Source organism: Parvimonas parva (assembly GCF_016552165.1).
Classification (GTDB): domain Bacteria; phylum Bacillota; class Clostridia; order Tissierellales; family Peptoniphilaceae; genus Parvimonas; species Parvimonas parva.
This window is the reverse complement of record NZ_JACVDA010000004.1, coordinates 81853-96049: the sequence shown is the minus strand read 5'-3', so window position 1 is coordinate 96049 and position 14197 is coordinate 81853. Positions and strand designations below refer to the sequence as shown.

Below are 14197 nucleotides of genomic sequence, written 5' to 3'. Positions count from 1 at the left end.
ATGCACTCGTCCTATTTTGTAACCGATCCTAAAGGAACGATAGTGATTTAGTGCGGTAAGATGCTTGAAGATAATGGCTATGAGATAAAAATCTTAAATACCATCAACTTCAAAAAGAGCATGAAGTACAATCCCTTTGCCTATCTCAGAAGTGAAAAAGACATCCTCAAATTAGTGCAAACAATTATAGCAAACACTAAGGGAGAGGGCGAAAAATCAGGTGAGGATTTTTGGATTAAAGCCGAAAAACTCTACTATACGGCTCTTATCGGATATATTTTCTATGAAGCTCCAAGAGAGGAAAAGAACTTTGCAACATTACTTGATATGATAGATGCTTCAGAAGTTAGAGAAGATGATGAAACATATATGAATCCTATTGATAGACTATTTGAAGCATTGGAAAAGAAAGAGCCTACGCACTTTGCAGTAAAGCAATATAAAAAATACAAACTTGCTGCAGGAAAAACAGCAAAGTCTATTCTTATTTCATGTGGGGCAAGGCTTGCTCCTTTTGATATTCAAGAGCTTAGGGACTTGATGAAAGAAGATGAGCTTGAGCTTGATACTCTTGGAGATAGAAAGACAGCACTTTTTGTTATTATCTCTGATACAGATGATACTTTTAACTTTGTGGTGTCTATTATGTACTCACAGCTATTTAACTTACTTTGTGATAAGGCAGATGACGAATATGGAGGAAGATTACCTGTCCATGTAAGGTGTTTGCTTGATGAGTTTGCAAATATCGGCTTAATTCCAAAATTTGAGAAATTGATTGCAACAATCCGAAGTAGAGAGATTTCAGCGAGTATTATCTTGCAAGCACAATCTCAGCTAAAGGCAATCTACAAGGATAATGCAGATACGATTGTAGGCAACTGCGATAGCACTTTATTTCTTGGTGGAAAGGAAAAGACAACACTTAAAGAACTGTCTGAAACACTGGGTAAAGAAACCATAGATCTGTATAACACATCGGAAACAAGATCTAATGCTAATAGCTATGGACTGAATTACCAAAAGACAGGAAAAGAATTGATGAGCCAAGACGAGATAACAGTTATGGATGGTAGCAAGTGTATTTTTCAGCTTCGAGGTGTCAGACCATTTTTGTCAGATAAATTTGATATTACAAAGCACAAGAATTACAAGCTCCTTGAGGACTATGATAAAAAGAATGTGTTTGATATTGAAGACTATATCAAGAGAAAAGGAAAAGTTAAGCTTAATAGAAATACAGTAATTACAAGATTGTAATATTTTTCTGTTATAGCTTTATGTGGCATGGGTATATTTGGTATAATAAAAGTCATATTAGAGATAGAGGAGATGTATGTGTGAATTTTGATTTTAAGATTGTGGATTTTTTTAAATTGCCTACTAAAATTATGTGTGCTATTAGCATAGCTACTGGACTTGTTTTATTTTTGCCAGATAGTTTCATTCAAAAAATGTATATGATTGATTTTAGAAATAAATATGGATTTACAATAGGTTTGATTTTTTTGATTTCTATTTCTATTGTTACAATAACAATTGTAGTATCACTATATAAGTATTTTAGTAATAAACATTTTTGGAAAAAATTTAAGGATACTGCAAAAGAAAGATTGTTGAAATTAGATGATTATCAAAAGACCATAGTTTATGTTTTATATAAAGAAGATAATCATACTGAAGAATTACCTATACACGATGGGGCTGTAAGATGGCTTAAACAAAATATGGTGATAACAGAAACAACAAATCAGTACATGGTTTCTGATTTAAATAATGCAGTTTTTCCATTTATGTTAAATCCCTGGGTAGTAGAAGCTATGCAAAATGACGAAGAGCTAGTAAATGAATTTTCAAAAGCATATAAAAAAATGGAAAGCAAATACAATAAAATGATCTCCAATAGATATTAAAATAATTGCAATAAAGCGACGATAGAAAGAAAAAATCTATCGTCTTTTTTAATCCCTATTTTCAATTTATATTGCGATCAATAAATAGGGAAAACTCGCAAGAGTTGTTAACTAGTATTTCAAATGCCTCTCACTAATATATACACGACAAAATGCTAGTTCCACTAAATATGTTACAGAAAGTAAAGGAGAAAAGATGATAAGGATAAGAAGCCCTACCTAATAGACAATTAAATATACAAATACTTGGCGATTGAAATTAATTTTCCAGTAGCTTTTTTAATTGGAGGAAAAAATGGATAAAGAAATGATTAATATCAATGCCAACCTGCTAAAAGAACCTACTTTTGGAACTTTTACAAGAGGTGATGAAGAGGTTCAAGTTGTAAATTTCGCTCTTTCGAAAGGATATGGAAAAGGTAGAGAGTATATCAACTGTGCAGCCTATGGCAATAAATCTGACGTGGCTAAGGAATTTTCAGAAGGTGATTTTATTCATGTATATGGCTACTTCAATAAACGAGCTAAAAATGGAAAGACATATAAGAATTTTGTAGTTATGTCTATGAACAAAATTGAAAAGAAAGAAGAAAACGAGGAGGAATAAATAATGGATTTTTTCGTACAAGCAGTTAATGTATTAAAGATTTTGGTAATGGCAGTAGGTGCTGGTCTTGGAGCATGGGGTGTTATCAACCTTATGGAAGGTTATGGAAATGATAATCCGGGTGCAAAATCTCAGGGTATTAAGCAGTTAATGGCTGGAGGAGGCATCGTTCTAATCGGCTTAAAACTAATTCCATTACTTTCAAATGTATTGAAGTAAGGAGAGTAGCCTATGTTTGGTATTTTCGATAAGATAGAGGAATTTTTTAAAGAGCTTCTTCTCGGAGGTATCCAAGCAAATCTTGAGTCAATGTTTATCGACATTAATGATAAAGTCGGATCAGTTGCAACCGATATAGGAAAGACACCAATGGGATGGAACTCAGAGGTATTTAACTTTATTAAGAGTATCAATGATAGTGTCATTATTCCAATTGCGGGTTTAATCATTACAGCAGTTTTATGTATTGAGCTGATAAATATGGTTATGCAAAAGAACAATATGCACGATACAGATACCTTTGAGTTTTTTAAATACATGATAAAGATGTGGATAGCGGTGTGGTTAGTATCTCATGCCTTTACATTTTCAATGGCAGTCTTTGATGTTGCACAACATCTTGTAAATCAGGCGGCAGGAGTAATCAATACTTCTGCCACCGTTTCAGGTGATCAAATTGTTCAGATGGTTGAGGGATTAAAAGACAAAGGACTTGGAGAACTGGTCATGATACTCTTTGAAACCTCGCTTGTTAAAGTTGCAATACAGGTTATGTCGGTAGTCATTATGCTAGTTGTCTATGGCAGAATGTTTGAGATATATGTTTACTGTTCGGTTTCAGCAATTCCATTTGCCACTATGGGAAATAAGGAGTGGGGACAAATTGGAACAAACTATATCAAAGGTCTATTTGCTATTGGACTTCAAGGCTTATTCTTGATTATATGCTTGGGTATTTACGCAGTTTTAGTAAAGACGATAAAGATAACGGACATTCATGCAAGTACCTTTATGATATTAGGCTATGCGTTACTTCTTGGTCTAATGATGTTAAAGAGTGGAACGCTTGCAAAGAGTGTATTAAACGCACATTAAGGAGGATTTTTAATGATAGAAGTAAAGAAAAAGTTGTTTCCTGTTTCAATTATTGCAGTAGGAATTGGAGCATTTGCTATCTCGATTTTTAACAGGAACAAATTAAAGAATTTAGAAGATGAAGTAAAAAGTACAAGAGATGATGTGAAATCTATTCTTTGTTATCAAGAGCAGAAAAATGCACTAATTGAATCGGAATTAGAAGATATGAGAAATGAAGTTGCTTCATGCTATGAGCATTTTGAAGTATTTTCAAAGGAAAAAGAAGATGGGAGGTAAGCTATGGGCTATGTACCAATTCCCAAGGATTTAAAAAAGGTAAAAACAAAGGTAGCCTTTAATCTTACAAGAAGACAATTAATTGGATTTACACTTGCTGGACTGGTTGGTATACCAGTCTATTTATTTATGAGAAAGTTTATGCCAAATGATATAGCGATACTGTTTTTAATTGTATCAACTCTTCCAATCTTCTTTGTAACACTATTTGAAAAAGATGGACTTACCTTTGAGAAATATTTTAAGCACATATATCTACACAAGTTTTATCAACCACAGAAGCGAGTGAGAAAGGAGGTTTACCTTGAACAAGAAAAGAAAAATACAGCAAATTCAATTAGAAAAAAATCAAAAGGTATTAAAGGAAAACAAAAGAAGCCAGAAAAAAGAAAAGCTGACTAAGCAAAAGAAAAAAGCCTCTCTAATCGACTTAATATTTAAGAAAGAGCCTAAGAGATACACTGTTGAAGACACAATACCTTATATGAGAATGCTAAAAAGCGGGATATGCCAGCTTGATGAAAAGCACTTTAATAAGTGTATTGCATTTCAGGATATAAACTATCAGCTTGCCTTAGAAGAAGATAAGGATTTGATTTTCAATCAATTTGCGAATGTCTTAAACTCTTTTGATCCAAGTGTAGATATTGAATTTTCATATATCAATCAGCTTGGAAGAAATAACGAATTAAAAGCAGCTATTCAGATACCGGATAAAAATGATGGTTATGACGATATTCGATTAGAGTTTCGTGAGATGCTAAAAAGTCAGCTTGCAAAGGGAAATAATGGCTTAAAGAAATCAAAGTATATCACCTTTGGAGTAGAAGCGGATAGTTTGGAGCAAGCGACTGCAAAGCTTGAGCGACTTGAGATTGATATATTATCAAATCTAAAGAGCATGGGAGTTCGTGCTGAGGGCTTAACTGGAACAGAAAGACTAAAAGTCTTACATGATATTTTAAATCCAGATAAGCTCTTTTCTTTTTCATATAAAGACTTAAAACCAAGAGAAAGTACAAAGACGGTGATTACACCAGATTCTTTTAATTTTGTACCGAGTAAGTATTTTAAGTTTGGAAAATATATTGGAGCAGTAAGTCATCTTCAAATACTTGCAAGTGAGCTATCGGATAGAATGCTTGCAGAATTTTTAGATATAGATGATAACATCAATATTTCTTTTCATATCAAGGCAGTTGAGCAGACAGAAGCTATCAAGATGGCGAAAAGAAAAAATACAGATATTGATAAGATGAAAATTGAGGAAAATAAAAAGGCAGTTAGAAGTGGCTATGATATGGATATCTTACCAAGTGATTTAATTACCTATGGAGATAATATCAAGATGCTTTTAAAAGATCTCCAGACAAGAGATGAGCGTATGTTTATCGTAACGATTGTCTTTATGAATTTTGCAAGGACAGTACAAAAGCTTGATACGACTATTTCTCAAATTTCATCTATTGCAAGTAAGCATAATTGTAAGATTAAACGCTTAGATCATAGTCAAGAACAAGGTTTTATCAGTGTATTACCTCTTGGAGTAAATAAGATTGAAATAGATAGAGGGTTAACCTCATCATCAACAGCAGTCTTTTTACCATTTACAACAGAAGAGCTTTTCATAAACTCATCAAACAGCTTGTACTACGGACTAAATGCCCTAAGTCATAATCTCATTATGGCAGATAGAAAAATGCTAAAAAATCCAAATGGACTAATCCTTGGTACACCGGGTTCAGGTAAGTCTTTTTCAGCTAAAAGAGAAATGGCAAATGCTATTCTTACAACCGATGATGATGTCATTATCTGTGATCCAGAGGGTGAATATGGCAATCTTGTTAAACAGTTCAAGGGAGAAGTTATTAAAGTTAGTGCAAAGAGTAAAGACTATCTCAATCCACTAGATATAAATATGAACTATGGAGATGGTGATGCACCACTTAAGGATAAAGCAAACTTTATTATGTCTATGCTTGAACTTGTGGTTGGTGGTAGTGGACTTACAGCAGAAGAAAAGTCTGTTATAGATAGGTGTTTACCTAGAATTTATGAAAAGTATTTTGAAAATCCAATTCCAGAGAATATGCCTATACTTCAAGACCTTTACAATATGTTAAGAGGGCAAGAAGAAAAGGTGGGAAAGAAACTTGCAACAGAAATGGAAATCTATGTTTCAGGAAGTCTTAATGTCTTCAATCATCAGTCAAATGTAGATTTAAATAAACAGCTTATTTGCTTTGATATTAAAGAACTTGGAACGCAGCTTAAGAAGATAGGTATGCTTGTTATTCAAGACCAGGTTTGGAATAAGGTTTCTCAAAATAGAAATACCGGCAAAAGTACAAGGTATTACATTGACGAGTTTCACTTGCTTTTAAAGGATGAACAGACTTCACAGTATTCGGTGGAAATCTGGAAGAGATTTAGAAAATGGGGAGGTATTCCAACAGGAATTACACAAAATGTCAAAGATCTACTTGCAAGTAAAGAAATTGAAAATATTTTCGACAATACGGATTTTATTCTAATGCTTAATCAAGCAACAGGTGATAGAGATTGGCTTGTTGTAAAGCTTAAAATCTCAAAGGATCAGGAAAAATTCGTTACTAATTCGAGAGCTGGTGAAGGTCTGATTTTCTTTGGGAATACCATTGTTCCATTTGTAGATAATTTCCCTAAAGACACAATCCTATATCAAAAGATGACTACAAAACCTGAAGAAGTGAGGTAGCGTCTTATGAGTAAAAAAAGAAAGCGAGATTTGAATGAAAAGTTAAGGGCAAGAGAAGAAAAAATCATCACAAAGGCTGAAACAGATGATGTCCTAGATTACAAAAGAAAAACTGGAGATGATTACAGGGATAAGGTTGTTAAAGAAGAAAATAGGTTTCAAGATAAGCTTCACGAGAAGATAAGTAAAAGAACAGATATTACTAGTGAAATAGACACAAGTAACAAGAGCAAAAATGCTATAAAAAGAAATTTTCAAAGTAACAGTTTTGAAACTGATAGTGGAATGAAGCCTATTGTAGAGTCTGCAGAGAAAAACCAAAGGATAGAAGTTAATTCAGATGCTTATAGAGTTTTTGAAAATACTGCTTCTAAAGAAACTCATAGGAATAGAGAAGTAGGTAATACTAATAATGGTTTGAATAGTCAGAGCGTAAATGTTAATCAGCGAAAACATTCTAAAAAACTTGTGAGTGATTTTGCTGAAACGGAAGTAGCTAAGTCAGATTATCAAACAGAGGTTAAAGAAAATCGTATCTATGATCCTTTGGCAAAAGACCAAGATGGTGATGGTGTCATTGATAGATACGATAATGATTTTAGAGATAGCGATGTATCCTATGAGCCTTTAGGTAATAAAAAATCCAAACTTTATGAAAAGCAGAAAACGTCACTTAAAAGAAAGAACTATTCTGATAAGCTCTTTACAAGAAAAGGGACAGATAAGAAAAAAGAAGATAATACTAAAGCTTCTAAAACTGGTAAAGAAGCCATCAAAGATAGGGAAAAGAAAAATCAGCTTTATAAAAGGTATAACAAAGAAACCATAGTCGGTGGAAGTGTGATTGGAGCTGCAAAACTTGGTGAGGTTACAAGTGCTTATCTATCATCTGGTAGTGATGAAAATGCATCGGTTGAAGCTGCTGAAAAAGGCTTAGGAAGTTCCTCTAAACTTATTCATGGTGTAAAGAATTATTCGGACAAGAGAAAAAGTAAGAAGCTATATGATTTAGAAAAGAGCGATAGGAAAATCCAAAGTAGAAAATCCAAGCTTGAGTTTAGAAAGAGCATGGACGAGATTAAGAAGACCGACCAATATAAAAAAGCAAATGCTTATAAGAAGTTTCAAAAGAAGAAACAGATGAAGTCGGTTATCTATAAGCAAAATAAGACGAGGATAAGGGATAGAGTAAAAGAAGCCTTTGTAAATACCTTAAAGGTATCTAAGGACTTTATCATAAGAAAAACGAAAGTAGCAGCTATTTTAATAGTTGCTATTATTGTTTTTGGAACATTTATCCTTGATTTTGCAAGTATTTCAATGGGCGGGCTTTCTAATTTTACAAGTGGTATTCTTACAACTTCATACCTATCTGCTCCAAATATACTAAAAGAAATTAACCAAAGTTTTTCAAAAAAAGAAGATGAACTGTATAAAGAGCTTGAGAATGTAGAAGAAAACTATCCCGGATATGATGAGTACATCATAAATAAAAATGGAGATATTGGTCATAATGTCCACGAACTTTTAGCCTATATCACATCAAGATGTGGTGATGTAAAAAAACTTTCAGAAGTTAGCGGTATTTTAGATGAACTCTTTGATTCCATGTATCAGGTTGATTATGAAGAAAAAGTTGAAACAAGATACAGGACTGTAACAGAAACCTATACTGATGAGGATGGAAACGAATATACAGAAAGTCACGAAGAGCCTTACGAGTATAGAAAGCTCATTGTTACCCTAAATAAAAGGGAAATGGATAGCGTCATTAGAGAAGTTTTTAGAGATTATCCAGATAATTTAAAACACTATGAAGCTCTATTTCTTGCTCAAGGTAATATGGGTGAGATATTTGGAAATACCGATTTGATTACAGCAAATGGTGGTGTTGGTGGAGGAAAAGAATATGAAGCATCGTCTGATGTTCAAAAGAAAATTGTAAATGCAGCATATATTACTCCATCACCTGGAGCAGGTTGGTGTGCCATGTGGGTTTCACAAGTTTATCAAAATGCAGGTCTTGGATATATCGGAGGAAATGCTAATGATATGTATCGAAACCATACATTTACTTCTGATAGATCAAAGTTAAAAGTAGGAATGCTTGTAGCAGTTGAAAGTAGTAGCAGTGGTGGTCAAGCCGGACTTACTTATGGTCATGTCGGAATTTATATTGGTGATGGTAAGGTAATGGATAATATCGGAGTAGTTAGGGTAACAACCTTAGATGATTGGATAGCAACATTCTGTAAACATCATCCAGTAGGCTTTGGCTTTCCACCAAATGTAAACAGATAAGGAGGGCAGAATGTGAGAAAAGAATTAAAACTAACGAAAAATAAAATAAAAAAACTTCTTGATAAAAAGGCTCTGATTGATAAAGAATTAGAGCCTTTATTTATTCGAGAAGAAGAACTTGAAAACGAAGAAATCATCGTGATTTGTAGAGAAAACAACATCACGCTTGAGGACTTAATGAGAAAAGTAAAAGAAGAGAAAAAACAAAAACAAGAAAAGGAGTTTAATGATGAAAAAATTGTTGAGTAACAAAAAGATTTTAGCAAGTATACTTGCTTTACTGGTGTTAGTAGGCTTAGTGGCAACAGTGTACCTAAACAAATCAAATATTGTATATGCTATGGGAGCCGATAATAATCATGGGCAGTATAAAACAAAATTTATTGTGAATATGATTGACAATACAAGTGATCAGAATATAAGTAAGTCATATTATGAGGATAAGCTGAAATTTAAGATAAATATTTTAAAGGAATTTAAACTTGAGGGTAATTTAACATCATTTGATAGATATGATGAAATGTTTACAGAAGCTGATTTTGATACCGAAAGAATGGGACATACAAGATTTACAAGCAAAAAAGAATTTAATTATTATAAAGCTACAGGTGTAAATATTGGCAGCGGCATATTCTTAGATTTTACAGAAAACAATCAAGACTACTATGTTGGTTCTATTGAGGAGCATATTAGAACATATAGCGATAATAAGATTTACCATATCTTAGATACACCTGTATATAAGCTGAATCGAGATATTGTAAAAACTAAGATTGATTATGATGGAGAAATAAAAGAAGAGTCCAAAAAAGAAATTATAAATAAAGTTAAGGAAGCCAATCCTAATATCAACAATCTTAAAGAAATAAAGATTGAGAAGGATAAGCTCATCATTGAAACTTGGAATAGATACCATACAGGTCTTCCATATATAACTTTTAATGTAGATGACTTAATTACAAGAGTGGCAAGTGTTGATACGCAAACTGATAAAACTGAAAAAAAGGATAGTTCAGTACAAACAGATGATAAAAGTAAAAAAGATTCAGCAACACAAACTAAAGCAGAAGTTAAGGTAAAATACTTTTTCGAAGATGGAAAGGTATATAAAGAATTTACTAAAACTTTTGATGTAGGCTATGTTCTTGATGCTTCAGAACTTGATATGTTACCTGATAATATGAAATTTCTTGATGATTTTGCCACATATAAGGTAAAGGGAAAAGATGATGAAATTATAAGAAAGGTATCTTATCTAAAGAAAGATGAAAATACTCAAACCGAGAAAGATATAAAGGATAGTGCTACTCAAACTGAGGAAAAGAAGAAAAAAGATGTTTCTGTGCAAACTGTTTTAACAGGAAAAGACATTGAAAAGTTAGAAAAAGACCTAAAAGTCTATGAAAAAGAAATGGATAAACTAAACAAGGAGCTAAAAGATAAAGCGGACATTTCTAATGATAAGAAAGAAGAAATCAATAAGCTTAATGATAAAATCAAATCCTTAGAAGAAAAGTTTGAAAATAGAAAAAATGAAAAGATAAAAGGTATATCGGATAAGGATATTTCAAAGCTTGAAGATAGAATTAAAGGCTTAGAAAGTAAAATTTATACTCTAAAAAATACATCATCAAGTACAGGAAAAGCTCCATCAAAGACAGTTACATCTAGTCCAATTCCTTTTACAAGCGGAAAAGGAACACAAACAGGTAGCGAAAAACAAATTGCTTCAAATTCTGCGACAAAAAAGGGAAACACTACATCTGAAAACACTGGTAAAAAAGAAGAAAAGCAAGAAATTCGCTATCCGAATAAGCTAACACCTAAACAGACTTCAAGTAATGGAGATACGTCTTCTATGGATGGAACAAGCAAGCCTGTAAATACAAATAAAGGAGTAGCGTCAGCACCGTCAAAGGCAAGAGGATCTGTTACAGAGAATAAGGATAATGCAAACAAAGATTATCCAATTCACCACAACGATGGTAAAGATAATAAGTCTACGGATATGTATTCAGCAGACGCAAGACAGTTTGTAACTTTTACAACTAAAAATGGAAAGACTTTTCATCTAATCATTAACCATGATGAAGATAGCGAGAATGTAATGCTTTTAACAGAAGTTTCAGAAGATGATCTACTTAATATGGTTGAAAAGAAAGAAGCTCCAAAACAGGAAATTACAAAAGAAGAGCCAAAGAAAGAAGAAGTAAAGCCGGTTAAGAAAGAAGAAAAAAGTAGTATGGGAACTTACATTATCTTACTTCTTGCAGTAGGTGGAGCATTAGGTGCAGGTTATTACTTTAAGGTTGTTAAAAAGAAAGAGAATGAAGAACTTGAAGCATTAGAAGAAGATGACGATAGTTTCTTTTCAGAAGCCGAGGAAAGTGAAAATGAAGTAGATGAAGTTGAAACAGAAGATAAAGAAGATGATGAGTTAGAGTAAATTTGCACCTAAAACTATACAATTTTGGGTGCAAGATATAGGGCGAGAGAGTAAAATCTTTCGCCCTATTTTTTACAGGGAGGATAAAAATATATGAAACTTGTAATTGCAGAAAAACCAAGTGTTGCCCTATCCATATCAAAAGTAATAGGAGCAACAAATAAAAAAGATGGATACTATGAGGGAAATGGCTATAAGGTAAGTTGGTGCATTGGACACCTAATTCAGATGGCAAATCCCGATAGCTACGATGAAAAGTATGCTAAGTGGAATATGGAAGATTTACCGATTATTCCGAGTGAATATAAGTATGAGGTTTCAAAATCCACTAAGAAACAATTTAGTATCTTGAAGAAACTATTGAATGATAAAGAAGTAGAGAATGTAGTAAATGCTTGTGATGCAGGTCGTGAGGGGGAAAGTATTTTTAGACTTGTTTACAATCAAGCAAATTGTAAAAAGAAGATGGAACGCCTTTGGATTTCATCGATGGAGGATAGTGCCATAAAAGATGGTTTTGATAATCTAAAAGAGGGAAAGTTCTACGATAATCTCTTTGAGTCTGCACAGGCAAGAGCGATTGCAGATTGGCTTGTTGGAATGAATATCAGTAGATTTTATTCGTGCCTATATAAGCAAAATTACAGTGTAGGAAGAGTGCAGACACCTACCCTCTCAATGATTGTAAATAGAGATGAGGAAATAACCAATTTCAAAAAAGAAAAATATTTTACAGTAGAGTTAAGTCTTAATGACTTTACACTTTCAACAGATAGAATTGATGATGAAATAACAGCAGAGCAGCTCTTAAACTTAGTAGGCGATAAGATAGAAATTACCGATGTTATTCAAAAAGAAAAGATAACAAAGCCTGATTTGCCATTTGACCTTACAACGCTCCAAAGAGAGTGCAACAAATATTTTGGATATAGTGCTAAGCAAACACTTGATTATGCACAGAGCCTATATGAAAAGAAGTTTATCACTTATCCAAGAACGGATAGCAGATGCCTGACTGAAGATATGATTACAAGCGTCATTAATAATATCTTAGGCAAGAATGACTTTGATACTGAAAGAATTAAGATAGTGTTTAACTCCAAAAAAGTTACGGATCACCATGCGATTATACCAACAATCAGCTCATTAAAAGAAGATATTTCAACTCTTCCAGCAAGTGAAGCAAAAGTATATAGACTTATAACAAATAAACTTCACGCAAGTGTTGGATACCCATTAGTAGAAAATACTACAAAAATTGTTGCTGAGTTTGATGGATTTGAATTTACAAGTAGTGGCAAAGTGATAATTGATGAGGGATTCACTAAGTATCTAAAAGAATATAAAACGAAGAAAACGGAAGATATACTACTCCCGGATATAAAGGTTGGAGATGTATTTGAAATAAAAAATAAAGAAATAAAAGAGAAATATACAACACCACCTAAACATTTTACGGAAGATACACTTTTAAAGGCTATGGAAGTAGCGGGTAATGACGCCTTAGAAAAAGGCATTGAGGTAGAAAGAAAAGGACTTGGTACACCAGCAACTCGTGCAGGTATTATTGAAAACTTGATTTTCAAAGGTTTTATCGAAAGAGATAAGAAAAATTTAATCGCTACGCATAAAGGAATTAGTCTTGTAACGATTGTAGCTGACACCTTTAAATCAGCTAAAACAACAGCTGATTGGGAAATGCAGCTTTCTGATATTGCAAGTGGTAAAGAAGATAAGGAAAAGTTTTTAAACAGCATTGAAGAAGAAATTAAAAATACGATAAACACACACAAAAAATAGAAATTGAATATAAACCAAAGGGAATGAGAGAAATCTTGTTCCTTTTTTTTGTTGGAGGTGGTTGAGATTGAAACGATAAAAATTATAGAACTATTTGGTGGTATCGGAGCAATTAGAAAGGCTTTCATCAGACAAAAGATACCTCACCAAGTAATTGATTATGTAGAGATAGATAAAAACTGTGTTAAAAGCTACAATGCTTTATACAATACTAATTTTAAGCCGAAAAGTATTTTGTATTTTCATCCACCAGATGAAAAAATAGATTTACTAATGCATGGAAGTCCTTGTCAAGATTTTAGTCGAAGTGGCTTAAAGAAGGGTGGCACAAAAGGTAGCGGTACAAGAAGTAGTCTTCTTTTTGAAACTATACGAATTATAGAAGAAATGAAAATACGACCAAAGATAGTGCTTTGGGAAAATGTAAAGGGAGTTCTCGATAAGAATATGAGAGCTTCCTTTTTTCATTACCTAAAAGAAATGGAGAGACTTGGATATGAGAACAAATATGAAATTCTAAATGCTATAGAGTTTGGAATACCACAGAAAAGAGAGCGTATCTTTGTTGTAAGCATCTTGGGGAATAATTCTTTTGATTTTGCCAAGCTCGAAAAAACACAAACAAGGGATATATCTGAATTTCTTGAGAAAGACGCTTCAAATCTTTATGAAGTAAGGCAAGAGTCAATGCTTCGATATATAAGAGGAGAGCCTAAGAATAATAATTTTAGAGGAAGACTTAAAGTGATAGATAAGTTTGCCTACACAATTTCCACCAAGCAAGTGCGTATTCCTAATTCAGGAATTATTGATTTAAGTAATGGCAAATATAGATATTTAACTGAGCGAGAATGCTTTAGACTTATGGGTTTTGATGATGAAGACTTTAATAAACTCAAAGCTATATATCCAGGAAGAAAAGGTAAATTATCGTCAATACTTTATAAACAAGCTGGAAATAGCATTGTCGTAAATGTGTTAGAAGCAATATTAAAAGAAATTTTGAAGAACTAGGAGGT

12 protein-coding genes and 1 pseudogene are annotated in these 14197 nt (G+C 32.9%); all 13 read left to right on the top strand.

Annotated elements, in window-relative coordinates:
- A pseudogene (locus IBJ83_RS02135) lies at positions 1-1260 on the top strand (VirD4-like conjugal transfer protein, CD1115 family); the annotation flags it as partial.
- A gap of 80 nt (positions 1261-1340) precedes the next feature.
- Positions 1341-1913, top strand: a complete 573-nt coding sequence (locus IBJ83_RS02130) for a superinfection exclusion B family protein (RefSeq protein WP_001008309.1) — start codon at positions 1341-1343, stop codon at positions 1911-1913.
- 295 nt (positions 1914-2208) lie between these two features.
- Positions 2209-2520, top strand: coding sequence for a single-stranded DNA-binding protein (locus tag IBJ83_RS02125; RefSeq protein ID WP_201275146.1), 312 nt, complete (start codon positions 2209-2211; stop codon positions 2518-2520).
- A gap of 3 nt (positions 2521-2523) precedes the next feature.
- Positions 2524-2739 (top strand): Maff2 family mobile element protein, encoded by a 216-nt coding sequence (locus tag IBJ83_RS02120; protein WP_000345446.1) that lies wholly within the window; start codon positions 2524-2526, stop codon positions 2737-2739.
- A gap of 12 nt (positions 2740-2751) precedes the next feature.
- Positions 2752-3615, top strand: a complete 864-nt coding sequence (locus tag IBJ83_RS02115; protein WP_025271993.1) for a VirB6/TrbL-like conjugal transfer protein, CD1112 family — start codon at positions 2752-2754, stop codon at positions 3613-3615.
- A gap of 12 nt (positions 3616-3627) precedes the next feature.
- Positions 3628-3894 carry a hypothetical protein gene (locus IBJ83_RS02110; protein ID WP_002843674.1) on the top strand — a complete coding sequence of 89 codons (267 nt, stop codon included), beginning with the start codon at positions 3628-3630 and terminating at the stop codon, positions 3892-3894.
- 3 nt (positions 3895-3897) lie between these two features.
- Positions 3898-4296, top strand: a complete 399-nt coding sequence (locus tag IBJ83_RS02105) for a PrgI family protein (protein ID WP_000542589.1) — start codon at positions 3898-3900, stop codon at positions 4294-4296.
- A complete protein-coding gene (locus IBJ83_RS02100; protein WP_201275145.1) occupies positions 4199-6631 on the top strand; it encodes a VirB4-like conjugal transfer ATPase, CD1110 family in 2433 nt (810 codons plus the stop codon). Before IBJ83_RS02105 ends, IBJ83_RS02100 begins: the two co-directional genes overlap by 98 nt.
- Positions 6632-6637: 6 nt before the next feature.
- Positions 6638-8932, top strand: coding sequence for a CHAP domain-containing protein (locus tag IBJ83_RS02095; RefSeq protein ID WP_150417410.1), 2295 nt, complete (start codon positions 6638-6640; stop codon positions 8930-8932).
- A 12-nt stretch (positions 8933-8944) separates the two neighbouring features.
- The gene (locus IBJ83_RS02090) at positions 8945-9181 is read left to right on the top strand and encodes a hypothetical protein (protein ID WP_001224413.1); all 237 of its coding nucleotides are present in this window, start codon (positions 8945-8947) and stop codon (positions 9179-9181) included.
- Positions 9162-11378, top strand: a complete 2217-nt coding sequence (locus IBJ83_RS02085) for a CD1107 family mobile element protein (RefSeq protein WP_201275144.1) — start codon at positions 9162-9164, stop codon at positions 11376-11378. The genes IBJ83_RS02090 and IBJ83_RS02085 overlap by 20 nt, the downstream gene beginning before the upstream one ends.
- Positions 11379-11471: 93 nt before the next feature.
- Complete coding sequence (locus tag IBJ83_RS02080; RefSeq protein WP_003033547.1) at positions 11472-13178, top strand: DNA topoisomerase 3; 1707 nt, start codon at positions 11472-11474, stop codon at positions 13176-13178.
- Positions 13179-13244: 66 nt separating this feature from the next.
- The gene (locus tag IBJ83_RS02075; protein ID WP_198429532.1) at positions 13245-14192 is read left to right on the top strand and encodes a DNA cytosine methyltransferase; all 948 of its coding nucleotides are present in this window, start codon (positions 13245-13247) and stop codon (positions 14190-14192) included.
- Positions 14193-14197 lie beyond the last annotated feature (5 nt).